Genomic DNA, 23,492 nt, shown 5'->3' with positions numbered 1-23,492 from the left:
TAGGACGGTTGGGTGGCGGCGTCAAGGGCTGGTGCGAAAACGCGTTCACCCGGAATCCTTGGCTCACTTGTGCGAGTGGCTTGCGCCCTCATTTCCGACTCAACCCGGATCGGCGGCCCGACGCCGTTGACTCTGAACTGAGGGCGTAAAAGTTCGAGTAGCGGGGTGCGTAGACGCAAAGTCAACGGCCACAACGCTTTTGCTAGTCAAATGCCCAGCGCCGAGTCTGGCTGGGTGGCGCGAAACCTCGGGAAATCGCCGTGTGCTCAGGTTCGCCGAGCGAGCTTCGGCGCACTGCCCACGCCAAGCGAGCGTCACTCCCGGTTCAGCGCAGCCTCTTCGAGGTCCAGCCCGTGCAGCACTGACCGCAGGACTTCGTCGTCGATGTTCCCGGCGTCGCGTTCGGCGATGAACGTCGCGCGCTCGGCCGCCAGCATCTCCAACCGCAGGCGCCGCATGGCCGACGCCGGGCTTTCGCCGATGTCGTCGTCGCTGCGGCCCAGTCGCTCCCAGACCGCGTTGCGACGCCGGTCGTTCCAGCTCTGCAGTACCTCGCCGACGTGCTGTTGGGCGCTGGAATCGCTACTGCGGGCCAGCAATTCGTCGAGCCGGTCGGCGGCCGCCGCGGCTGCGCGACTCGACGCCGCGGCCTGTTCCAAAGCGTCCTGATGGGCCTCGGCTTCGCTTTGGACGTCGAGCATTCGGATCAGCCACGGCAGCGTCAGACCGTGCAACAGCAGCGTGCCGATCACCACGACGAAGGTCAGGAACACCAGCTGCGCGCGCCCCGGGAAGGGTTCGCCGCTCATGGTCACCAGTGGCACACCGAACGCCGCGGCCAGTGAGACCACACCGCGCATCCCCGCCCAGGCCACGATGAAAACCTGCGACGCCGTCGGTCTGGGTTCCCGTTCCCGGATGCCGCGGAACAGGACGCGCGGCGTGTAGGCCATGACGTACACCCAGACGATGCGGACCCCGATCACCGTGGCCAGCACCGCGGCCGACGCCACGGCCAGGGTGACGGCACGGATACCGGTCAGCTCGTCGACGACGGTCGGCAGCTGCAGGCCGATCATCAGGAACGCGAAGGACTCCAGCACCAGCTGGATCGACTTCCAGACCGCGTCGTCCTGCAGCCGGGTGGCGTAGGACGCCCGCGTGGCGCGCTGTCCGAGTAGCAGCGCGGCGACCACGACTGCGATCACCCCGGAGCCGTGCACCTCCTCGGCCACCCAGTAGATGAAATACGGCGCGACGAGCCCGATGGCGCTCTCCACCAGTGGATCGTCCAGCCAGGTCCGGATGAACTCGATGAACCACCCGATCAGTCCGCCGATCACGACGCCGCCTACCGCGGCCAGCGCGAAGGTGCCCAGCGCGCCCTGCCACGTCGCCGCTGCGCCGATGGCAGCGGCCAGCGCGACCTTGTACGCGGTGAGTGCCGTCGCGTCGTTGAGCAGGCTCTCGCCGCCGAGCAGCGTCATGATCTGGCGCGGCAGTCCCAGCCGGCGGCCGATGGCCGCGGCAGACACCGCGTCGGGCGGCGCGACGATCGCGCCCAGAGTGAGAGCTGCTGCGACCGTCAGCTCCGGAACGGTATGGAAAGCGACGAACCCGACCACCAACGTGGTGGCCAGCGGCAGGCCGACCGCCAGCAGCCCGATGGCGCGGACGTTCTTGCGCAGGGCCAGGTAGCTGCTCTCCAGCCCGGCCGACCACAGCAGCGGCGGCAGCACCACGAACATGACCAATTGCGGCTGCATCTCGATCGCCGGCACGCCCGGAATCAGCCCGACGGCGAGTCCCGCGACGACGAGTCCCAACGGTGCCGAGACGTCATATCGGCGGGCCAGCGCAGCCAACAACACCGAGGCCACCAGCACTGCCAGCAGTGGGGCACCCATGTCCTCAAACCTCCTCGGTCAGCCAGCCCTATCCTTGTTCAACATGCTGGGGAAATGGATGCAGTCACGGGCAACACGTCCGCGCGAAGAAAATTCCCCGACCACCTGCGCGCACCTCGCCGACGCGGTCGGTCAAGCTGAACCGGAGCCGCAGACGCCTGGGCGCTGTGGTGACTGTGCGGCACTTGGGGAGGATACGTGGGCACACCTGCGGATGTGTCTGACCTGCGGACAGGTCGGCTGTTGCGATTCCAGTCCGCACCAACACGCCAATGAGCATTACCGCCGCACCGGTCATCCGGTGATGCGGTCGGTCGAGCCGGGGGAGAGCTGGCGATGGTGCTACGTCGACATCAGATTGGGTTGACGCGGCGAGCGAAGCGACGGGGAGATTGGCTGATGAGTTGGTAGACCGGACAACGGTTCTGGTACTCGGCACCGGTGAGTTGAGCAGTGAGCTGGTGCTGTCCTTCCAGCGGCTGGGGACGCGGGCGACCGCGGTGGCCGCGCCCGCCGGGGCGGCAGCACTGCGGGCCCTGATCGACAGGCACACGCCGCAGTTGGTGGTGGTCCAGTCGGCGGTGGCGGACCTGGCGGCCGACGTCGTGGCGGGGTTGGCCGGGCTCGACGAGGTTGCAGTGTTCCCGACGCCGACTGCTCTGCGGCTCGCGTCCGATCGCGAGGCGCTGCGCACCTTGGCGGCCAACGAGCTGGGGCTGCCGACGGCGCCGTTCTGGTTCGCCGGATCGGTCGACGAGCTCACCGCGGTGGCCGAGCACGCCGGGCTGCCGCTCACGGTGTCACCGGCCGCGAACACCGAAGGTGCGGGCCGCTCGGTGCTGTCCCGCCCCGAAGACGTCGACGTCGCCTGGCACCGTGCGGTGGCGGCGGGCAGTGACCGGGTGATGGCCGAGACGGCCGTCGACGTGGCCGTCGAGTTCACCATGCTGACGGTGCGGACCCAGGGCCCGGCCGGCCCGGTGGTGCAGTTCTGCGAGCCCATCGGTCACCGCCGCGACAACGGCGGTCCGCTGGAGCTGTGGCAGCCGCAGCTGCTGTCGGAGTCGGCGCTGGACGCGGCCCGCTCGATCGCGGCCCGGATCGTCAACAAGCTCGGTGGCACGGGGCTGTTCACCGTCGACCTGCTGCTCGGCACCGACGCGGAATCGGGGGCCGAGGAGGTGTACTTCGCGACGGTCCATCCGATGCTCACCGGCGCCGGGTTCGTGACGACGCGGTCGCAGCGGCTGTCGCAGTTCGATCTGCACGCGCGGGCGATCCTCGGCCTGCCGGTCGACACCATCATGATCTCGCCGGCGGCCGGTGAGGTCAGCCGCCCGTCGTCGGACAAGGCGGCGGTCGGGCGCGCACTGTCCGACGCGCTGGCTGTCGCCGAGAGCGACGTACGCCTCTCCGGCGAGGTGTGTGTGGCTTTGGCGACGGCGCCGGACGTGGTTCGGGCGCGTGACCGTGCGCATCAGGTGGCCGCCGTGCTCAACCATGCAGCGGCGATCAACCAGACAGGGAAGTGATATGACCGAATCGGAATCGCACCCGCGCCAGACCCTGGGGCCGTTCCTGGCCGCGCTGGCGCTCATTGTGGTCCTCGTGGTCATAATCGCGGTGCTGAACGCGATCGGGGTGTTCGGCCGGAATGATCCGACGCCGGAGCAGCTGGTGCGCACCGCGGTCGTCGGCCAGAACGACGGGCTGCAGCGCAAGGACTATGCGCGCTTCCAGACGTACACCTGCAAGGCGCAAGCCGGCACCGAGGCGGATGTGCTTGCCCAGCAACAGGATTCGGCGGCCAAGAACGGGCAGCGCTACGTCGACGAAGTGACGGACATCAAGTTCGACGGCCAGCAGGCCACCGCGGTGCTGATGTACCACTTCGACAAGACGCCGGACCAGAAGCCCACGGCGCCCGTGGTGCTGGTGAACGAGGACGGCGCATGGAAGGTGTGCTCGCCGGTCCCGAGCTAGTTTGTGACAGACTCGCATCCGTGAGCTACGCGGGAGATATCACGCCGCAGCAGGCCTGGGACCTGCTCAGTGACAACCCCGAGGCGGTGCTTGTCGACTGCCGGACCGACGCCGAATGGCGTTGGGTGGGCGTGCCTGACATCTCCAGCCTCGGTCGTGACGTTGTGTACATCGAGTGGGTGTCCGGCGACGGCAGGCGCAACGACGGATTCGTCGACGACCTGCTGGCCGCCGGCGTGACACCCGGCGAGCGGCCGGTGGTGTTCCTCTGTCGCTCGGGTAACCGTTCCATCGGTGCCGCCGAGGCCGCGACCGCGGCGGGCATCGGCCCGTCGTACAACGTGCTCGACGGTTTCGAGGGCAACCTCGACGGACAGCGGCATCGCGGTGGCAGCGGTTGGCGCGCCATCGGACTGCCGTGGGTTCAGTCGTGAGGGGCCTCAACGCCGACGGTGTGCCCTCGGTCCGGGTCCCGGCGCCGCTACCGGACGGCGTCGGCCAGGCGACCATCGGCGTGCGCGGCGGACTGCTGCGGTCCGAGTTCGAGGAGACCGCCGAGGCGATGTACCTCACCTCGGGGTACGTCTACGAGTCGGCGGCTGCCGCGGAGCAGGCGTTCACCGGCGAGATCGATCGCTACGTCTACTCGCGCTACGGCAACCCGACCATCCAGATGTTCGAGGAACGGCTGCGGCTCATCGAAGGCGCGCCCGCTGCTTTTGCGACCGCGACCGGCATGGCCGCGGTGTTCACCGCACTCGGTGCGCTGCTCGCCTCCGGTGACCGGTTGGTCGCGGCGCGCAGCCTGTTCGGGTCGTGCTTCGTGGTGTGCAACGAGATCCTGCCGCGCTGGGGTGTGGAGACAGTCTTCGTCGACGGTGATGACCTGTCGCAGTGGGAGGAAGCACTGTCGGTGCCGACGACCGCGGTGTTCTTCGAGACGCCGTCCAACCCGATGCAGTCGCTGGTGGACATCGCCGCGGTCTCCGAGCTGGCGCATGCGGCCGGTGCGAAGGTGGTGCTGGACAACGTCTTCGCGACGCCACTGCTGCAGCAGGGCATGCAGCTCGGTGCCGACATCGTCGTGTACTCGGGAACCAAGCACATCGACGGCCAGGGCCGGGTGCTCGGCGGCGCCATCTTGGGCGACAAGGAGTTCATCAACGGACCGGTGCAGCAGCTGATGCGGCACACGGGTCCGGCGATGAGCGCGTTCAACGCCTGGACGATGCTGAAAGGTCTTGAGACGCTGGCTATTCGGGTCGACTACTCGAACCGTTCCGCGCAGCGGGTGGCCGAATTCCTGGAAGGTGTGCGCGGCGTGAACTGGGTGAAATACCCGTTCCTGCAGTCACATCCGCAGCACGACCTGGCCAAGCGGCAGATGAGCGGTGGCGGCACCGTCGTCACGTTCGAACTCGATGGCGGCAAGGACCGGGCATTCGAGGTGCTCGACAAGCTGCAGGTCGTCGATATCTCGAACAACCTCGGTGACTCCAAGACGCTGATCACCCACCCGGCCACCACCACGCACCGGGCGATGGGGCCGGAGGGTCGGGCCGCGATCGGGCTGGGCGACGGTGTGGTGCGGATTTCCATCGGGCTCGAGGGCACCGAGGATCTGATCACCGACCTGGACCAGGCGCTGAGCTAGGGGGGATTCGGATGTCCAAGCAGTCCGCAACCAAGAAGGCCCGGCGGAAGAAGCGGCAGACCACGCGGAACGCCAACTGGCTGCCTGACGAGGTGCATGCCGAGGTCGAGGCCGTCGGGCGGATCGCGGGCGAAATCCTGCCGCGCGGTTGGGTATTCGATTCCGACTACTCCAACGACGAATACCTGATCTGGTACTACCCGCCGTCGGGCTTCGAATCCACCGAGGACGATCCGCGCGAGTTGGTGACCAGGATCTGGGTCTCCGATCCGGACCAGCCACAGCTGATCCTCGTCGGCACCGAAGAGGACGGCGCGATCTACAGCTTCACCGTCGAGCAGTTGATGGCGAACCTGGACGTCATCGAGGCCTACCGCGTCGGGGATCCCGCGCCGCAGTTCTGATCTCGGTCAGCTGACGCTAGGTGTTTGAGCGTGCGTCTACGCAGACGCCTACTCGGACTCTGTCCGCGTGGATGAACACTCGACGCGCCCTGGGTAATTGCTTGTCGAGTGCCCGGCTATTGGGTGGCCGGGCCCAGCTGTTGACCACTGTGGAGCGCGGGCCTACGCCGAGCGTGCAGCTTTAGTCGCTCGAACCGCGAATTCCGTGCCAAAAGCTGCACATTCGACATAGTGCTCCCGGGGAACATGCGGTGTCGCCATCTGTAAGCCGTAGTCGGCCCTTCGCTCACTGATTGACTGTGAATCTACGCAGACGCCTACTCGGCTTTGGTCTGCGTGGATGAACACTCAACGCGCACGGTGAGTCTGCGACTCATCAGGCCGGCGAGACCTGATAGTGCGCTATCTGCCAGCCGTTGTCGTCTTGTGTGACAAGGACACTCAGGTTGAGGCTGATGACTTTCCCGTCGGGCAGGGTGAAATCCGCCCGGGTGTAGGCCAGAACGACACCGTCGGCGGGTTCCCGGATCTCGTTGATGCGGTAGCCCACCGTCAGCCCGACGGGCTGGGAGTCGTAGTAGTCGAAGACACCTTGGCGCCCGACGGTGTAGGGCCGAAGTCCTTGGAATATCGCGTCTTCGGTGAACACCGCGGCGACCTGGTCCGGCCGGTGGGCGGCGATGCCCGCCTGCCACCGGTCCAGGACGGAACGCACCGTCGCCGCTGCTGCAGTTCCTTCAGTGCCCGGCACTTTGACCACCATCCACATGCAGAATCTCGCCGGTGACGAATTTGGCGTGCTCCAGATATAGCACGCCGTCGACGACGTCGGAGATGTCGCCCATGTGACCGACGGGGTGCAGCGCCGACAGGAACTCGTGGGTCTCCGGCGCATGCATCGGGGTCCGGATGGTGCCCAAAGCGACTGCGTTGGCGCGGATTCCGCGGGTCGCGTACTCGACGGCCAGCGCCTTCGTCGCGGCGTTGAGGCCGCCCTTGGTCAGGGACGCCAGTGCCGACGGCACCTGCGAGTTGGCCTGGTCCACGAGGCTGGTGGAAATGGTGACGACGTGGCCGCCGTCGCCCTGGCCTTCCATCGTCCTGATGGCGGCGCGGGTCAGTTCGAAGAATCCGCGTGAATTCACCCCGGTGATGGCCTCGTAGTCCTCGTCGGTGTACTCGGTGAACGGCTTGGCGATGAAGATGCCCGCGTTGTTGACCACGGTGTCCACGCGGCCGAACTGTTCGACCGCTGCGTCGACGAGCTGCTGGCCGACACCGGGCCGGCCGATGTCACCCGCGACCGCGTGCACCATGGGGTCGTCGCTCGGCGCGATGGTGCGGGAGTTGGCGACGACGGCGTAGCCCAGCTTGCGGTATCCGTCGACCAGGGCTTCGCCGATGCCCTGGGATGCGCCGGTGATGATCGCGACGCGGGGCGTTGTGCTCATGGGGTGGTTCCTTTCGGTTGATGTTGCTGCCCTCCACAACCGCGGCCGGGGCCGGGCCGATGCCCGCGTCACGGGACGCATTGGCTCTTTACTGGTAGGTGCTGCCTACTACGCTGTGGCCATGGAACTGCGGCAACTTCGGTACTTCGTCGCCGTTGCCGATCAGCTGAATTTCGGTCGTGCTGCCGAGCGGCTCCGGATCGCCGGGCCGTCGCTGTCCCAGCAGATCAAGGCGCTCGAACGCGACCTCAAGGTGGAACTGTTCGATCGCGATCGCCGGTCGGTGCGCCTCACAGCCGCGGGGGCGTCGCTGTTGCCCCACGCCCGGTCGCTGGTGGCCCAGGCCGATGAATTCCGGAGGCGGGCAATCGGTTTGTCGAACTCGGAGCCCATTCGCATCGGCTACGTCAACTGGTGCCCGACCGATCTCGCGGAACGAGCGGCGGGCGTCGCGCAGTTGCGCGTCGACACCTGGGTGATGCCGTCACACACGCAGGCGACCCGGGTCGCGGACGGTGTCCTCGACCTGGCCATCTGCTGGGTGCAGAACGCCGACCTGGAAGCGTTGTCGCTGGAGGCGCGACTGATGGGGGTGGACCGGCTGTTCGCGTTGTGCGTCGGCACAGACGAGTCGCCGGTGGCGGCGAAAGACACTCTGGTGCTGGTGGATTCGGACACGGCGAGTTGGGAGTCGTGGAACCGCTACGGCGAGCAGTTCGCCGCGGATACCGGCGCGCGGGTGATGCGCACCGACGACGGCGGCGTCACGGGTCCGACGTTCTTCGAGCACGTCCGGCAGCTGGGCCGGCCGGTGCTCAACAACCCCCGGGGCCAGACGGATGCGCTGCCGCGAGACCTGGTGCGCCGTCCGGTGATTCAACCGACACCGCTGTGGACCTGGTCACTGGTGTGGCGGCGGGGAGAAGACAACCCGGCCGTGCACGCTGTCGTCGACGCGCTCACGCGTGACGCCGCCGCCCTGGGCATCGATGCCGCGGCGTGGCTGCCGGCCACTGATCCACATCAGCAGCGCGGCCAGGGCAGCCAGTAGCACGACGGCCGCACCGGCGAGCAGCGCCTGCTGAAATCCGTTGTGCAGCAGGGGCGCCACCGCGACCGGTCCGACGATCTGGCCCACCGAGTAGCCCGTCGTCAGGAGCGCGACGGCACCCGGGAACTGCAATGCGCGGCCCGCGGCCAGGGCCAAGGTACTGATGCCGATGAAGGTGCCGCCGAACAGGACCGCCCCGACGAGCGCGGCGGCGCTGTTACCTGTTCCCGCCCAGGCGATTCCGGCGGCCTGCAGCAACAACGCGGCGACGAGCAACGCCGCGTACGAGAAGCGGCCGGTGAAGCGTGCCCAGAGCGCTGCTGACGGTGCTGCGGCCAGGCCGACCAGCAGCCACACCGCGCTGCCGAGCCCGCCCGGTGACTGCTGCGTGACGGCGGCGACCAGGAACGTGCCCGCGATGATGTAGCCGACGCCTTCGAGGGAATAGCTGGCCATCAGCAGGACCAGTGGACCGCGGGCGCCCGCTTCGCGTTCCGCGGGAGCTGTCGCTGTCTCGCCGGATGTGCCGGGGTGCATGTGCCAGGCGCAAGCACTGAGCAGTGCGGCCAATGCGGTCGCCGCCCACCACGCGCCCTGCCAGTCTTTGGTGGCTGGCAGGGCAGCGGACAGGGCGATACCGATTCCGACGCCACTGAATGCCCAGCCGGCGTGGTGGGCCGGATGGCCGTGATCCATGAGCGTGTTGACGGCGATCACGAACACCAGCGCGCTGGCGATCCCGGCGACCAGGCGCAGGGCGCTCCATTCGATGACGTTGGTACTCAATGGCATTGCCGCCAGCGTCGCGACCAGGGCCACGAGCGACGCCCGGCAGGCGACCACGGAACGGGCGAGCCGGGGCGAGGCAGCGGCACCCACCGCGCCGATCAGGTAGCCGACGTAGTTGGCGGTGGCCAGCTGTCCCGCGGCCTGCGCCGTGAGGTCGGCGTGGGCCGTCATCAACGGCAGGATCGGCGTATAGGCGAACCGGCCGATGCCCATCGCCGCGGCCAGCGCCGCCGCGGCGCGGGCGATCGAGAGCCAGGCTGAGCTGCGCATGGCCCCATGGTGCGTGCCGGGGCCGTCCCCGGCCACGACCTATCTCCTTGCAGCTGAAAGGAATCGCCTCGCAGTCGAGCCTGGCCCTGTTGGTCCCAGGATCCACCGGAATTCCCGGTCCGGCTGCGGCGCTCCCACCTTTGCCGTACGAAGGCGGCACAGCGAAATACCTGGAACGAAGGAGCTTCACCATGGACATGAAATTCGAGATCGCGGTATTGCCCGTATCCGATGTCGACCGCGCCAAGGACTTCTACGAGTCATTGGGGTGGCGGCTGGACGCCGACGTCGCGACCACCGCGGATTTCCGGGTCATCCAGTTGACCCCGCCTGGCTCCGCCGCGTCGGTGATATTCGGTGCCGGTGTCTCAGCTGCTGCGCCCGGGTCCGTCCAGGGCCTGTACTTGATTGTCGACGACGTTGTCGCGGCGCGTGCAGAACTGGTCAGCCGGGGCATCGAGGTGAGCGAGGTCTTTCACGACGAGGATGGCGTATTCCACCGCGCCGGCACCGCCGGACGCGTCGACGGTCCCGATCCGGAGCGCCGCAGTTATGCGTCATTCGCCTCGTTCGAGGACCCGGACGGCAACGGCTGGGTGCTGCAGGAGATCACCACGCGCCTGCCGGGGCGGTAGCGGGTGGGTCAGTTCGGATCTTTTTCCACGACGCCCAACGCTGCCTGCGCGCGGTCGGTGTAGCTCTGTCGTTTGGCGGCGTCGAAGGTCATGAACACGGTGTCGAGTCCGAGCACCTTGTTCATCCAGCGGCGGCCCCGCGGGCCGAGCAGCTGTGCGCCCTGGGCGGTGAATCGGAGCGCTGCGGGCACCGAGACGTGGGTCTTGGGCTTGTTCAGCGTCTTGACGATCGCCTCGGCGATGGCTTCCGGTTCGACGGGCTTGATGGCCATGGTTTCCGATGTGCCCGAGATCAATTCGGTGCGGGTGAACGGTGGCATGACCACCGACACCTCGACTCCGTGCGGCGCGACCTCGTCGGCCAGGGCGGTGGTCAACCCCACCACGCCGAACTTCGTGGCGTTGTAGACGACCTGGCCGGGCAGCGGAATCAGGCCGGACAGCGACGCGATGTTGATGATGTGGCCGCGGCGGCGGGCGATCATCTCGGGCAGCGCCAGCTGACAGCCGGTGAGGACCCCGTAGAGGTTGACCTCCATCGCCGAGCGGATGGACTTTTCCGACTCGTCCAGGAATGGGCCGATGGGCATGACGCCGGCGTTGTTGATCAGCACGTCCAGGTGACCGGCGCCGTCGCTGCGGGCCTTGTCCAGGAATACCTCGAAGGATTCGCGGTCGGTGACGTCCAGTGGGTACCCGGTGGCCTGGCCGAGTTTGACCAGGTCGGAGACCGCCGATTCGAGCACGGCGACGTCCCGGTCACCGATGACGACGCGCGCGCCGCGGGCGAGAAGGGCCTTGGCGGTGGCGAAGCCGATGCCCCGCGCGGCTCCGGTGATCGCGATGGTCTTGCCGCTGATGTTGTCCATGGCCGCAAACTTTACACGTGTCAAGTTTTGAAATGAAGCCCATATTCGGCCGCCCCGGCGGGCTACTGTCAGGGCATGACGCGCACCCTGCGGACTCAGGTTTGTGTAGCCGGTGGTGGACCTGCGGGTCTGGTGCATGCGCTGCTGTTGGCTCGGGCCGGGATCGACGTCGTCGTGCTGGAGAAGCACAACGACTTTCTGCGGGACTTTCGCGGCGACACCGTCCACCCCACCACGTTGCGCATCATGCACGAACTGGGGTTCGTCGACGAGTTCCTGAAGTTGCCCCACACCAAGATCAACCGGATCTGCATGGACGCCGACGGCACCCTCCGGACCTTCGGCAACTTCGGGGCCCTGCGGCTGCTGCGCTTCCCCGAGCCCTACATCGCGCTCATGCCGCAGTGGGACTTCCTGGACTTCCTGGCAGAGAAGGCTGCCACCTACCCGGAATTCACCTTGATCCGCAACGCCGAGGTGACCGACCTCATCGTCGAGGACGGTCGGGTCGTCGGAGTGCGCACACCCGAGTTGGAGGTCCGCGCCGACCTGGTGGTCGCCGCTGACGGCCGCAAGTCCGCGGTTCGTGAGGCGTCCGGGCTCGAGATGGCGAGCGCGCACAGCCCGATGGACGTGTTGTGGTTCCGGCTCGGCTGGCGTGAAGGCGACCCGCAGGAGCTGTTCGGGATCATCCGCAAGGGCCTGTTGATGGCGATGATCTACCGCGGCGACTACTGGCAGGTCGCGTATCTCATGCCGAAAGGCACCAATCCGCAGGGCGGATCGCTCGAGGACTTCAAGGCCCGGCTGGTTTCGGTGCGGCCGCAGCTCCGCGAGCATGTCGAGGATCTGCGCTCCTGGGACGACACCAGCCACCTCGATGTGCGCGTGGACCGGCTCAAGACCTGGTGGCGGCCCGGGCTGCTGTGCATCGGCGACGCCGCGCACGCGATGTCGCCGGCCGGCGGGGTCGGCATCAACCTGGCGGTGGCCGACGCGGTCGCCGCCGCCAACATCCTGTGCGGCCCCCTGCGCAACGGCCTGCTCGCAGACGCCGACCTGGCGAAGGTACAGCGCCGCCGGGAGTTGCCGACCCGCATCATCCAGGCCGGCCAGGTACTGGCCCAGAACCGCGTGATCGAGCCCAATCTGGCCGGCGACCTGTCACCGATCTCGGTGCCGTCGTTCGTGGGAAAGGGTCCGCTGCAATACATTCCGCCGCTGCTCGTCGGCCGCGGTTTCCGTCCCGAGCACGTGCGTACCCCGGACGTCCACTAGTCGTGACCACCGGCCGAACTGACGCCGCCGAATTCTCCACCGACGTCAGCAACCTCACCGCGGGTCGAATCCCCGCATAGAGGCTGCAGAATTCGGGTCGCTCAAGCGATCCGGTGGATACGCTTAATCGTGCTTACCGGTTGGACCGTCGGGTGTCTGCTGCTGGTCGCCGCGGTGCTCGTCCTGGGCGCCGGGATGGTGGCGCGCACCTACATCGGCCGGCTGCCCGAAGATAACCCGCATCGCCGCCGGGCACGTGCGGTGCGCTGGTCGGGTTTCGGCAAGGTGTTCTACGGTCCCATCAATCGTGATGCTCAGGGCAACAACATCTTTGACGACGAAGAGCTCGATCACATGCTGTTCCTGCCGGCCGTCGTGGTGGCGGGCGGTCTGCTGCTGGCCGGCCTGTTCGTGTTGTTCCTGGAACTGGTCAAGCACGGCGGGTGACGCCGACGGGCGTCAGCGCCGCTACTGCGTCGTTTTTTCAGCTCCGCTGAAGTGCGAGCTCGGTGGCCTCCCGGACCGGCCCACGCCACGCCGGGCCATGGCCGGGCAGCAGTACCTGGGTGTCCAGCAGGCCGAGCGCCGACAGGCTGCGTTCGCACGCCGCCTGGTCGTGATTGAAGATGTGCGGCAGCAGCTGGGGGCCGCCCTTGGTGATCAGCGGGTGACCGGTGACCACGGCGTCGCCGGCCACCAGCACGTCACCGAACACGTAGGAGCAGTGCCCGCCGGTGTGCCCCGGGCTGGGGATCACCTGCGGGCTGCCCGGCAGCGTCGCCGCGACGTCCTCGGTGAGTGCCTGCGCCGTCGGGATGCCCTCGCGAACCAGCCCGCCCTTGCCGACGATATTCAGTGACCAGGCCAGGTACCGTGGGTTCCAGGCCCGCGCCAGCAGGTCGGCCGGTGAAACCTGTTCCAGGTACTCGCGTTTGGCGTGGCCGACTTCGGCGCCGTGGCAGAACACTGGCGTGCCATGGGTTTTGGCGAACCAGATGGCCGCGCCGAGATGGTCGACATGAGCGTGGGTGAGCAGGATCGCCCGCACGTCGCCGGCCTCGAAGCCAAGGTCACGCAGCGAGCTGAGCACATCGTCGCGTTGGCCGGGGAAGCCCGCGTCGATCAGGATCACCCCGCTGTCGTCGCTGACCAGGGTCCAGTTCACCAGGTCGGTCTGGGCGAAGTGCACATTTTCGGTGATCGCGCTTAGGACTACCGCCATGTCGACGAGTGTAGGCAAGGGGGTAGAAAAGACCTCATGGCTGAACTCAGACTGGGCTACAAGGCGTCGGCGGAGCAGTTTGCGCCGCGTGAATTGGTGGAGCTGGCAGTGGCTGCCGAGGCGGCAGGCATGGACAGCGCCACCGTCAGTGACCATTTCCAGCCGTGGCGCCATACCGGCGGCCATGCGCCGTTCTCGCTGGCCTGGATGACCGCGGTCGGCGAGCGCACCGAGCGGCTGCTCCTGGGCACCTCGGTGCTGACCCCGACGTTCCGCTACAACCCGGCCGTCATCGCGCAGGCCTTCGCGACCATGGGCTGCCTGTACCCGGACCGGGTCTTCCTGGGCATCGGCACCGGTGAGGCGCTCAACGAGATCGCCACCGGCTACGAGGGCGAATGGCCCGAGTTCAAGGAGCGCTACGCTCGGCTGCGCGAATCGGTACGCCTGATGCGTGAGCTGTGGAACGGCGACCGCGTCGACTTCGACGGCGAGTACTACAAGACCAAGGGCGCCTCGATCTACGACGTGCCCGAGGGCGGCATCCCGATCTACATCGCCGCGGGCGGGCCCCAGGTGGCCAAGTACGCGGGCCGCGCGGGAGACGGCTTCATCTGCACCTCCGGCAAGGGCGAAGAGCTCTACAAGGACAAGCTGATCCCCGCCATGCGCGAGGGCGCCGAGGCCGCCGGCAAGAACCCGGACGACGTCGACCGGATGATCGAGATCAAGATCTCGTACGACCCGGATCCCGCACTGGCTCTGGAGAACACCCGGTTCTGGGCGCCGCTGTCGCTGACCGCGGAGCAGAAGCACTCCATCGAAGACCCGATCGAGATGGAAGCGGCCGCCGACGCGCTGCCCATCGAGCAGGTCGCCAAGCGCTGGATCGTCGCCTCCGACCCCGACGAAGCCGTCGAGAAGGTCAAGCAATACGTCGACTGGGGCCTGAACCACCTGGTGTTCCACGACCCCCGGCAGGACCAGCGCCGGTTCCTGGAGCTGTTCAAGACCGACCTGGAACCGCGCCTCCGCAAACTCGGCTGACGGTCGGCCAGGCTCGGTAGGCTGACGCAGTGCCTGACGCCACCGCGATCTACATCGCCTCGCCTGAAGGCGACACCGGTAAGTCGACCATTGCGCTAGGGCTGTTGCACCGGCTGGCGGCCACGGTCGCCAATGTCGGGGTGTTCCGTCCGATCGTGCGGGCCGGCACCGGCCGTGACTACATCCTCGAGTTGTTGCTCGCGCACAGCACGGCCGGCCTGGACTACGACGACTGCGCCGGGGTCACCTATCAGCAGTTGCACGACGATCCCGACGCCGCGATCGCGGACATCGTCGACCGGTACCACCGCGTGGCCGACAAATGCGGCGCGGTGGTGATCGTCGGCAGCGACTACACCGACGTCGCCTCGCCCAGCGAGCTGTCGATGAACGCCCGCATCGCGGTGAATCTCGGTGCGCCCGTGTTGCTCTCGGTGCGGGCCGCCGATCGCACGCCCGGCGAGGTGGCCCATGTCGTGGAGCTGTGCCTGGCGGAACTGACGGCCCAGCACGCGCACACCGCGGCAGTGGTCGCCAACCGGTGCGACCCGGACGAACTGGCCGACGTCGCCGCCGCACTGCAGCGGTTTTCGCCGAAAAGCTATGTGCTGCCGGAGGAGCCGCTGCTGGCCGCGCCGACGGTGGCGGAGCTGCGGGACGCGGTACAGGGCGAACTGATCAGCGGTGACGAAGAGCTGCTGACCCGCGAGGTCATGGGGATGATGGTCGCCGGCATGACAGCCGAGCACTGTCTGGAGCGGCTGCGCGAGTCAATGGCGGTCATCACGCCGGGCGACCGTTCGGACGTGGTGCTGGCCATCGCCAGTGCCCATGCGGCGGAAGGTTTTCCGTCGATCTCGTGCCTCATCCTCAACGGCGGCCTGCCACTGCATCCGGCGATCGCGAAACTGGTTGCGGGTCTTGGCCTGCGGCTGCCCATCGTGGCCACAGAGCTGGGTACCTACGACACCGCCCGCGCCGCGTCGACGGCGAAGGGCCGGGTGACGGCTACGTCGCTGCGCAAGGTCGACACGGCACTGTCCTTGATGGACGAGCATGTCGACGTCGCGGATCTGCTTGCCCAGCTGGCTGTTCCGATCCCGTCGGTCGTCACGCCGCAGATGTTCACGCACCAATTGCAGGACCGGGCCCGGGCCGATCGCCGGCGCATCGTGCTGCCCGAAGGCGATGATGACCGGATCCTGCGGGCGGCGGGCCGGCTGCTCGCCCGCTCGGTTGCCGACCTGACGATCCTCGGTGACGAGTCGACGGTGCGGGCGCGGGCCGCCGAGCTGGGCCTGGACCTGTCGGCCGCTGTGGTGCTCAATCCGCGCACCAGTGAGCTCTGCGACCAGTTCGCGGCGCAGTACGCCGAACTGCGCAAGAAGAAGGGCGTCACCCTCGAGCAGGCCCGCGAAATCATCCACGATGTCTCGTATTTCGGCACCATGCTGGTGCACAACAACATGGTCGACGGCATGGTGTCCGGCGCGGCGCACACCACGGCGCACACCGTGCGCCCGGCGTTCGAGATCATCCGCACCGCGCCGGACATCTCGACGGTGTCGAGCATCTTCCTGATGTGCCTGGCGGACCGGGTGCTGGCCTACGGCGACTGCGCGATCGTGCCCGACCCGACGTCCGAGCAGCTCGCCGACATCGCGATCAGTTCGGCGCAGACCGCCGCGCAGTTCGGGATCGAGCCGCGGGTGGCCATGCTGTCCTACTCGACCGGCGATTCGGGCACCGGTGCCGACGTCGACAAGGTCAGGGCGGCAACGGAATTGGTCCGCAAGCGCGCGCCGGAGCTGTTGGTCGAAGGGCCGATCCAGTACGACGCCGCGGTGGAGCCGTCGGTGGCCGCGACCAAGATGCCGGATTCGCCGGTGGCCGGGCGCGCGACGGTGCTGATCTTCCCGGACCTGAACACCGGTAACAACACCTACAAGGCGGTGCAGCGCAGCGCAGGTGCCATCGCGATCGGACCGGTGCTGCAAGGTCTGAACAAACCGGTGAACGACCTGTCGCGCGGTGCGCTGGTGGAGGACATCGTCAACACCGTCGCGATCACGGCCATCCAGGCGCAGGGGGCGAAATGAGTCAGCCGGTCCTGGTGCTCAACTCCGGTTCGTCCTCGGTGAAATACCGCTTGGTGCAGCCGGATACGGGCGAGTCCCTGGTCGACGGCATCGTCGAACGCGTCGTCGACTACCGCGCGGCGCTGCAGCAGGTTTTCGACGCAGTCGGCTCGGTGGGAGTTTCCCCCGACGACGTGATGGCCGTCGGGCACCGCGTGGTGCACGGCGGACGGAAGTTCTACCGGCCCACAATGATCGACGACGCGCTGGTCGCCAAGCTCGACGAACTCGCCCCACTGGCACCGCTGCACAATCCGCCCGCGGTGCTGGGCATCACCGAGGCTCGCGCGCTCTTGCCCGATGCGCCCCACGTCGCGGTGTTCGACACGGCGTTCTTCCACGACCTGCCGGCAGCCGCCGCCGAGTACGCGATCGACCGGGATGTCGCTGAGCAGTGGCACATTCGGCGATACGGCTTCCACGGTACGTCGCACCAGTACGTCAGCGAACAGGCCGCGCAGTTCCTCGGCCTGCCCCTCGAATCGGTGAATCAGATTGTCCTGCATCTGGGTAACGGCGCGTCGGCCTCGGCGATCGCCGGCGGCCGGCCGATCGACACCTCGATGGGGATGACGCCGATGGAGGGCCTGGTGATGGGCACCCGTTCCGGCGACGTCGACCCCGGCATCATCATGTACCTGTCTCGCACCGCCGGGATGTCGGTCGAGGACATCGACGTCATGCTGAACCGCCATTCGGGTGTATCGGGATTGGGCGGCGCCACCGATTTCCGTGAGCTGCACAAGCGGATGGATGCCGGAGATGCGGCAGCCCAGCTGGCCTACGACGTGTACATCCACCGGCTGCGCAAGTACATCGGCGGGTACCTCGCGCTGCTGGGTGGCGCCGACGTCATCACCTTCACCGCCGGCGTGGGGGAGAACGACGCCGCGGTCCGCCGCGATGCGCTCGCCGGGTTGTTGGCGCTCGGGATCGAGCTCGACGAGGAGCGCAACCTGTCCCCGAACCGCGGGCCCCGGCGGATCTCCACGGACACCTCACCGGTGAGCGTATTGGTCATTCCCACCAACGAAGAGCTGGCCATCGCGCGAGCCTGCGTCGACCTCTGCAAGGTTGCCTGAAGGAACCTGCCAGGGTTGAGGCGTAGCTTGCGCCTCGTGCCCTTGTTGACCGGGACGTTCGACCCCGTAGCTGTGGTGCTGATGCTGCTCGCCATCGGTGCCATGGTCTGGGCTCATCGACGGGCGCCGGTGCCGAGCGCGCAGTGGTGGTCCTTCGGGGTCGCCATCACGGTGTGGGCGTTGTCGACGCTCAGCGCCGTCGCGGTCTACGCGCCGTCGCTGTTCTGGCTGCGTGCGCTTCAACTCCTGCTGCTGTTGTACGTGGTGCCGTTCTTTCTGGCGCTCAGTCGCCCGGTCGCGACGGTGCGCGCGGCGCTCGGCCCGGCGGCTGGAGAGCGAGTTGATGCGGTGCTGAATTCCGTTGTCGCGCGGGTGTTCCTGTCGCCTCCGGTGACGTCGGTGCTGATGCTGGCGACGCCGTGGCTGCTGTACCTGACGCCCTGGTACGTCGCATCGATGACCGGACCGCTCGCGTCGCTGACACGACTTGTGCTGCTGGGCATCGGTTTTGGCTACTTCTACGCGAGGTTGCAGGTCGACCCGGTGCCGCGGCGCTACCCGCCGCTGCTGTCCATCGGGATCAGCGTGGCCGAGGGCCTCGGCGACGGCATCCTCGGATTGGTGCTGTGGCTGGGCCCGGTGATCGCCTACGACTACTACGCCGGTCTGCACCGCGATTTCGGGCCGGGCATCCGCCAGGACCAGACATTCGGCGCCGGCATCCTGTGGATTCTGGGTGACGTACTCGGCGTACCATTCATCCTCTTGCTCATGCGCGCCTTGGGTTCTGACGAACGGCGCAAGGCCGCCGAGGTCGATGCGGAGCTCGACGCGGCCGGCGCCGCCGAGCCCGATGTCGAGTCAACAGAAGACGTTCCGTCGAGCGGCCTCTGGTGGCAGAACGATCCGCAATTGCGTGACCGCTACCGGTGAGCCGGCCCGCTGCGCGGTCCTCTCTCTCTCTCTCTCTCTCTCTCTCTCTCTCTCTCTTGGCGTATTCGAATGGGAGGCATCAACTTTCATTGACGGTCAGGGAAAGTTGACGGCTCCGGATCGGACATGCCGAAGGAGAGGCGACACGCCAGGCGCGACACGCCGCCGCGCAACGCGCCGAGCTAGAAGGTACTGATCGGCCGCACATTGTTGGCGAGGTCGACCAGCGCGTAGCGGTGCGCCTTGGTCGGCGCCACGCGGGCCAGCCCGCGCAACGATGCCTCGACGCCGAGGCGCAGGCCGTATTCGGTGAACGGGAAGCCCAGGATGTGGTTGGTGCTGGCAGTGTTGTCGGCCAGCCAGTCCAGCGCCGTGCCGAGCACCAGTGTCCGGATCTGCAGCACCCGCGGCTCGGATTCCGGCAGCGCCTCGACTCGGCGTGCGGCGTCACGGATTTGGCGTTCGGTGATGTCGGCGGTGGTGGGCGCCGACAGCAGGGTGACGGCGCTGGTCAGTCGTGCGGTGGTGAAATGCCTTGAGGTGGCGGGCACTTCGTCCAAGGTATGGACGGCGGCTTCCCGGTCTCCGGCCATCGCCTGCACGCGGGCGCGGCCGAATCCGGCTGAGATGACGCCGTTGTCGGTGTTCCACACGGTCTGATAGAAGGCGCGCTCTGCGGCCGATCCGGACAGCTCGGCAGTGGCCGCCAACGCCACCTTGGGGGCCAGTTCGCCCGGCAGGGTGTTGAGGACTTCGGTGAAATCCTTTGTCGCCGCGTCATAGTTGCCCGCCAGCAGCTCGCCGACCGCGCGGAACCACACCAGCCGCCAATGCCAGCCGACCCGGTCGGCCAGGTTCTCGAGTTTCCGGTTCGCTTTGGCCACGTCGCCCAGGTCGAGGAGGGCGCGCACTTCCATCAGCGGCAGCTCGACCGACTGCGACAGATCCACGCCTTCCGAATCGAGCGACCCCTCCCGGGCGGCGCGCAACGAATCCAGCGTCTGCACCGGCTGACTCAGCACGGTGGCCGACAGGACCGTCGCGCCGACGTCGGCCGGGTCGACCAGTGGCACCTGCAGGGCCCGGACAATCTCTGGGGCGGTGATCTTTTCGGTGTGCTGCTGCCCGTCGATGTACACGTCGGTGTGGGCCACCAGCATGTTGACGCCGAACGTCGACCGCGACGGACTGAACACCGAGGACAGGCCGGGCCGTGGCGTCCTCGTGTCCTGGGCGACGACCTCCCGCAGCACACCGAGCAGCTGCCCGGACATCTCCTCGGCGCTGCCGAACCGCCGGCGCGGGTCGGGGTCGATCGCCCGGCGCAGCAGCCGGCCGAACGAATCGTATTGGGCCAGAATCGGATCGTCCTCGGGCAGCCCGTCGACGTAGCGGCCTCTGTCGGTCTTCAGGTCCAGGGTCAGGGCCGCCAGCGTACGGCCGACGGTGTAGATGTCGGTGACGATCGTCGGCCCGGTCCGGACGATTTCCGGTGCCTGGTAACCCGGTGTGCCGTACAGGAATCCGAACGAGTTGATCCGCGACACCGCGCCGAGGTCGATGAGCTTGAGCTGTTCCTCGGTGAACATGATGTTCTCGGGCTTGAGGTCGTTGTAGACCAGACCGATCGAATGCAGGTAACCGAGCGCCGGCAGGATCTCCAGCATGTAGGCGATCGCCTGGGCCACCGGCAGTTTGGCGCCCTTCACCTGTTTCAGTGAGGTGCCGCCGACGTACTCCATCACGATGTAGCCCACGGGGTCGCCGTGCTTGTCGGCGTGCTCGACGAAGTTGAAGATCTTCACGATCGCGGGATGCGTGACCTCAGCCAGGAACTGGCGCTCGGCCATGGCGATCGCCTGTGCCTCCGCGTCCCCGGAATGCACCAGGCCTTTGAGCACCACGGGCCGGTTGTTGACGTTGGTGTCCAGCGCCAGGTAGATCCAGCCAAGCCCACCGTGGGCGATACAACCCTTGACCTCGTACTGATCGGCCACCATGGTGCCCGGACTCAGTTGTGGCAGAAACGAATACGCGCTTCCGCAATGGGGGCATGAGCCTTCCGACTGGCCGGGCTTGCCGTCTTCGGAGCGGCCGACCGGCTTGCCGCAGGACCAGCAGAAGCGTTTGGCCTCGGCCACCACGGGGTTGGTCATCAACGCCGCGAGCGGATCCTGATCCACCATCCGCGGCACTTCGACCAGACCGCCACCGAGTCGCCGGACGGGCGAAACCCGGGTGGTGGCGGTGGCGACGTTGGTGGGCGCCGATTCACGTTCGGGCGGAATGGGCACCGGGATGCTCATCGAGTCGTCGAACAGCGGCCGGAACACCGCCTGCGTGCCCATCGGCCGCATGGTGGCCAGCGAATCCCACGTCACCTCAACGGCCTGCGTGCCGGGGTCGGTGTCCGGACCCGCGTCGACAGGGCCCGCGTCCACGGGGCCCGCGTGCCCCGGACTCGCGTCCACGGGGCCGGTCGTCGCTTCGCTTTCGGGCATCAGTCGCTGTACCTCGGCACAGGCGGGTTCGGCGTCGAGCCCAGCACGGTCAACCACTTGCGGTACAACGTGTTCCACGTGCCGTCGCGGCGAATCCGCTCCAGCGTCCCATTCACGAACCGGACCAGCCCGGTGTTGTTCAGGTTGATCCCGATGCCGTAGGGCTCCTCGGCCATGTTGGGGCCGACGATGTGCAGGTACGGGTCCTGGGCCACCAGGCCGGCCAGGATGGCGTCATCGGTGGACACGGCGTCGGCCTGTCGTTGTTGCAATGCCACCAGGCAGTCGGCCCAGGTGATGGCTTCCACGAGGACCGACGGCGGGGTGATGCGCTGCAGTCGTGCCTTGGAGGTGGTGGCCTTCACGACGCACACCCGCTTGCCCGACAGGTCCGTCGGCCGGCGAATGTCGGAGCCCCGGGTGGTGAGGATCCGTTGTTTCGCGGAGAAGTACTCGGCGGAGAAGTTGACCAGTTTGCGTCGTTCGCAGGTGATGCTCATGGTCTTCACCACGATGTCGACCTGGTTGTGCTGCAGCGCCGAGATCCGGTCGTTGTCCGACAGAATCCGGTATTCGACCTGTGATGGGGTGCCGAAGATGTCGCGCGCCACCTCGCCGGCGATGTCGACGTCGAAGCCCGTGATCTGCCCCGTGATCGGGTCGCGGAACGTGAACAGGTTGCTGCCGATGTCGAGCCCTACGATCAGCCGGCCGCGGTCCTTGATGTTGGTGACGGCCGCCGCCGCGGCCTCGGGCGTCGGGAACGGCCGCAGGCTCGCGGTGCAGTCGGACTTGTCCTCCGGGCCCAGGTCCGGAACCGCGGTCTGCACCTCCATGCCCGCCGGTGTCGGCGGTGCGATGGTGATGCTCTGCGGCGCCACCGGCGGTGCGGCCTCGCCGCAGCCGGCGGCCACCAGCACCGCGACCATCACCGGGACCAAACGCGCACGCATCGAAAAACTCATCGGTATTCACTCAACCTCGGCCACAGCCCGAGCGCCACCGCGAGCGCCGCGGCCAGGCTCAGCGCCGCCGCGCCGACCGTCGCTCCGGATAGGGCCTGACGTCCGTTCAGGATGTCGCTGCGCAGCTGCTTGCGGCTTTCGTCGATGCCTTTGGACAGGGCCTCGTCGAGCTTGTCGAAGGCCGGCGTCGAATCGTCCTCGCTGGTGCCAAGGGCCACCTGGGTGGCGGACTGGTAGTTGCCGGTGGAGATGTAGGCGTTGATCCGGTCGTCGGCGGCGCGCCAGCGGCGGATCAGCTGATCGGCGCCCGTCAGGTCCTTCTTGCCGATCGCATCGGGCCGGCGCATGTACTCCGCCAGCTGCAGTTGCAGCGCGTCGATGCGGTGGTAGTACGACTGCTTGCGGACGCTCTCGTCGCCGCGCCGGATCAGCGACAGCGTCTCGTCGGCACGCGCCTGCTGCGCCGTGATGGCCATGCTGGTCACGGTCTGCAGCGATGCCGCCGTGTTGCGGGCATGCCGGGTGTCCGCCGTCGAGATGATGAGGGTGGCACCTATCCAGACGATCATGATCAGCACCGCCATGCCCCCGGCGACGAATCCGATGTTGACGCGCCGGCGGGTGTGCCGGGCCAGCCAGCGGTTGGAGAAGAAGCCGAACATCAGTGTCGCCGCGACCACGAGGATCACCGGCGCGGGCACCTGTGACGAGCCGCTGGTCTCCGAATTCACGCGTGCCGACGTGTTCTCGTAGAGCCGCTGCGCGTCGGGCAGGATCTGGGTCTGCATCAGCCACGACGCCTCGGATAGGTACGACGAACCCACCGGGTTGCCCGCGCGGTTGTTGGTCCGGGCCGTCTCCACCAGGCCCGTGTAGACCGCCAGCTCGGCATTGATGTGCCCGAGCACTTTCACCATGGGCTCGTCGGTCAGACCGCTGGACGCGGCGGTGACCGCGACCGCGGCGTCGGTGATCGCCTGCTCATAGCGCTGCCGGACATCCTGCGGCTCCGAGCCCGCGATGAAGGCCGTCGCGGCCGCGGCGTCGGCGACAGACAGCGTGGTGTAGAGCTGGCCGGCCGCGAATGCCAGCGGCTCGGTGTGATCGAGCACCGTGGTCAGCGCCTGCTGGCGGGCGTGGATCGTGGTCGACGTGGCGAAGGCGCAGGCCAGCACCAGGCTGGCCAGCATCAATCCGATGAGCAGGATGCGGCCGGGCGTGGTCCACATGAACCACCATCGAGTGTGCGCGGGAGCTCCGGGTGACCGGGACACGACGGGCTCGGTCGAAGGGTGCGCCAACTCCACCGTCAC

General features: G+C 67.6%; 21 protein-coding genes and 2 pseudogenes. 14 read left to right on the top strand and 9 right to left on the bottom strand.

The window, feature by feature from the left end; genetic code table 11:
- Positions 1–314: 314 nt before the first annotated feature.
- Positions 315–1,907 (bottom strand): Na+/H+ antiporter, encoded by a 1,593-nt coding sequence (locus tag AC1U2B_RS17255; protein ID WP_480217688.1) that lies wholly within the window; start codon positions 1,905–1,907, stop codon positions 315–317.
- A gap of 58 nt (positions 1,908–1,965) precedes the next feature.
- Here AC1U2B_RS17255 and AC1U2B_RS17250 point away from each other — a divergent pair, with 58 nt between their 5' ends.
- Genes AC1U2B_RS17250 through AC1U2B_RS17225 form a run of 6 tightly spaced genes read left to right on the top strand, consistent with a single transcriptional unit; the run spans position 1,966 to position 5,948 of the window.
- Positions 1,966–2,274 (top strand): UBP-type zinc finger domain-containing protein, encoded by a 309-nt coding sequence (locus AC1U2B_RS17250; RefSeq protein ID WP_081936770.1) that lies wholly within the window; start codon positions 1,966–1,968, stop codon positions 2,272–2,274.
- A gap of 37 nt (positions 2,275–2,311) precedes the next feature.
- Complete coding sequence (locus AC1U2B_RS17245; RefSeq protein ID WP_480217687.1) at positions 2,312–3,439, top strand: ATP-grasp domain-containing protein; 1,128 nt, start codon at positions 2,312–2,314, stop codon at positions 3,437–3,439.
- A gap of 1 nt (position 3,440) precedes the next feature.
- Positions 3,441–3,890, top strand: coding sequence for an Rv0361 family membrane protein (locus tag AC1U2B_RS17240; protein ID WP_260936659.1), 450 nt, complete (start codon positions 3,441–3,443; stop codon positions 3,888–3,890).
- A gap of 20 nt (positions 3,891–3,910) precedes the next feature.
- Positions 3,911–4,324 carry a rhodanese-like domain-containing protein gene (locus tag AC1U2B_RS17235; protein ID WP_043398286.1) on the top strand — a complete coding sequence of 138 codons (414 nt, stop codon included), beginning with the start codon at positions 3,911–3,913 and terminating at the stop codon, positions 4,322–4,324.
- Positions 4,321–5,544 (top strand): O-succinylhomoserine sulfhydrylase, encoded by a 1,224-nt coding sequence (locus tag AC1U2B_RS17230; RefSeq protein ID WP_480217686.1) that lies wholly within the window; start codon positions 4,321–4,323, stop codon positions 5,542–5,544. Before AC1U2B_RS17235 ends, AC1U2B_RS17230 begins: the two co-directional genes overlap by 4 nt.
- 11 nt (positions 5,545–5,555) lie before the next feature.
- Entirely contained in the window at positions 5,556–5,948 is a 393-nt protein-coding gene (locus AC1U2B_RS17225; RefSeq protein ID WP_071285597.1) for a hypothetical protein, read from the top strand.
- A 376-nt stretch (positions 5,949–6,324) separates the two neighbouring features.
- On the opposite strand, the gene AC1U2B_RS17220 is transcribed toward AC1U2B_RS17225, so the two are convergent.
- Together AC1U2B_RS17220 and AC1U2B_RS17215 are read right to left on the bottom strand one after the other, a co-directional pair.
- The gene (locus tag AC1U2B_RS17220; protein WP_480217685.1) at positions 6,325–6,699 is read right to left on the bottom strand and encodes a YybH family protein; all 375 of its coding nucleotides are present in this window, start codon (positions 6,697–6,699) and stop codon (positions 6,325–6,327) included.
- A complete protein-coding gene (locus tag AC1U2B_RS17215) occupies positions 6,686–7,399 on the bottom strand; it encodes an SDR family NAD(P)-dependent oxidoreductase (protein ID WP_480217684.1) in 714 nt (237 codons plus the stop codon). The genes AC1U2B_RS17220 and AC1U2B_RS17215 overlap by 14 nt, the downstream gene beginning before the upstream one ends.
- 121 nt (positions 7,400–7,520) lie before the next feature.
- On the opposite strand from AC1U2B_RS17215, the gene AC1U2B_RS17210 reads away from it, so the two are divergent.
- The gene (locus tag AC1U2B_RS17210) at positions 7,521–8,450 is read left to right on the top strand and encodes a LysR family transcriptional regulator (protein WP_480217683.1); all 930 of its coding nucleotides are present in this window, start codon (positions 7,521–7,523) and stop codon (positions 8,448–8,450) included.
- A gap of 39 nt (positions 8,451–8,489) precedes the next feature.
- Here AC1U2B_RS17210 and AC1U2B_RS17205 read toward each other — a convergent pair.
- Positions 8,490–9,452: pseudogene (locus AC1U2B_RS17205) on the bottom strand (YbfB/YjiJ family MFS transporter); the annotation flags it as partial.
- A 248-nt stretch (positions 9,453–9,700) separates the two neighbouring features.
- Between AC1U2B_RS17205 and AC1U2B_RS17200 the strand changes: the two are divergent.
- Positions 9,701–10,144 carry a VOC family protein gene (locus tag AC1U2B_RS17200; protein ID WP_260936673.1) on the top strand — a complete coding sequence of 148 codons (444 nt, stop codon included), beginning with the start codon at positions 9,701–9,703 and terminating at the stop codon, positions 10,142–10,144.
- A gap of 8 nt (positions 10,145–10,152) precedes the next feature.
- Here the strand turns inward: AC1U2B_RS17200 and AC1U2B_RS17195 are convergent, their stop codons facing one another.
- The gene (locus AC1U2B_RS17195; RefSeq protein ID WP_480217682.1) at positions 10,153–11,013 is read right to left on the bottom strand and encodes an SDR family oxidoreductase; all 861 of its coding nucleotides are present in this window, start codon (positions 11,011–11,013) and stop codon (positions 10,153–10,155) included.
- A gap of 75 nt (positions 11,014–11,088) precedes the next feature.
- Between AC1U2B_RS17195 and AC1U2B_RS17190 the strand changes: the two genes are divergently transcribed.
- Positions 11,089–12,291, top strand: coding sequence for an FAD-dependent oxidoreductase (locus AC1U2B_RS17190; protein WP_480217681.1), 1,203 nt, complete (start codon positions 11,089–11,091; stop codon positions 12,289–12,291).
- Positions 12,292–12,420: 129 nt separating this feature from the next.
- Positions 12,421–12,738: a hypothetical protein gene (locus tag AC1U2B_RS17185; protein WP_480217680.1), complete on the top strand. Its 318-nt coding sequence runs from the start codon at positions 12,421–12,423 to the stop codon at positions 12,736–12,738.
- Positions 12,739–12,775: 37 nt separating this feature from the next.
- Here the strand turns inward: AC1U2B_RS17185 and AC1U2B_RS17180 are convergent, their stop codons facing one another.
- On the bottom strand, positions 12,776–13,513 hold the full coding sequence (locus AC1U2B_RS17180) for an MBL fold metallo-hydrolase (RefSeq protein ID WP_480217679.1): 738 nt from the start codon (positions 13,511–13,513) through the stop codon (positions 12,776–12,778).
- Positions 13,514–13,549: 36 nt separating this feature from the next.
- Here AC1U2B_RS17180 and fgd point away from each other — a divergent pair, with 36 nt between their 5' ends.
- The 4 genes from fgd to AC1U2B_RS17160 all read left to right on the top strand — a co-directional run bounded on the left by fgd (position 13,550) and on the right by AC1U2B_RS17160 (position 18,713).
- The gene (gene fgd / locus AC1U2B_RS17175; protein WP_480217678.1) at positions 13,550–14,560 is read left to right on the top strand and encodes a glucose-6-phosphate dehydrogenase (coenzyme-F420); all 1,011 of its coding nucleotides are present in this window, start codon (positions 13,550–13,552) and stop codon (positions 14,558–14,560) included.
- A 29-nt stretch (positions 14,561–14,589) separates the two neighbouring features.
- Positions 14,590–16,659 (top strand): phosphate acetyltransferase, encoded by a 2,070-nt coding sequence (pta, locus tag AC1U2B_RS17170; protein WP_480217677.1) that lies wholly within the window; start codon positions 14,590–14,592, stop codon positions 16,657–16,659.
- Positions 16,656–17,780: an acetate kinase gene (locus tag AC1U2B_RS17165; RefSeq protein WP_480217676.1), complete on the top strand. Its 1,125-nt coding sequence runs from the start codon at positions 16,656–16,658 to the stop codon at positions 17,778–17,780. The genes pta and AC1U2B_RS17165 overlap by 4 nt, the downstream gene beginning before the upstream one ends.
- Before the next feature lie 81 nt (positions 17,781–17,861).
- Positions 17,862–18,713: a cytochrome c oxidase assembly protein gene (locus AC1U2B_RS17160; RefSeq protein ID WP_480217764.1), complete on the top strand. Its 852-nt coding sequence runs from the start codon at positions 17,862–17,864 to the stop codon at positions 18,711–18,713.
- Between the two features lie 182 nt (positions 18,714–18,895).
- Here the strand turns inward: AC1U2B_RS17160 and AC1U2B_RS17155 are convergent.
- From AC1U2B_RS17155 to glnX, 3 genes and pseudogenes are all read right to left on the bottom strand, one after another.
- Positions 18,896–20,959, bottom strand: a pseudogene (locus tag AC1U2B_RS17155) (serine/threonine-protein kinase PknG); the annotation flags it as partial.
- Positions 20,960–21,213: 254 nt separating this feature from the next.
- Positions 21,214–22,167, bottom strand: coding sequence for a glutamate ABC transporter substrate-binding protein (locus tag AC1U2B_RS17150; protein WP_480217675.1), 954 nt, complete (start codon positions 22,165–22,167; stop codon positions 21,214–21,216).
- A gap of 8 nt (positions 22,168–22,175) precedes the next feature.
- Positions 22,176–23,492: a protein kinase G-activating protein GlnX gene (gene glnX / locus AC1U2B_RS17145; RefSeq protein WP_480217674.1), complete on the bottom strand. Its 1,317-nt coding sequence runs from the start codon at positions 23,490–23,492 to the stop codon at positions 22,176–22,178.

It is taken from the genome of Mycolicibacterium sp. P4_G11 (assembly GCF_056555145.1).
This window is presented reverse-complemented; position numbering and strand designations above follow the sequence as displayed.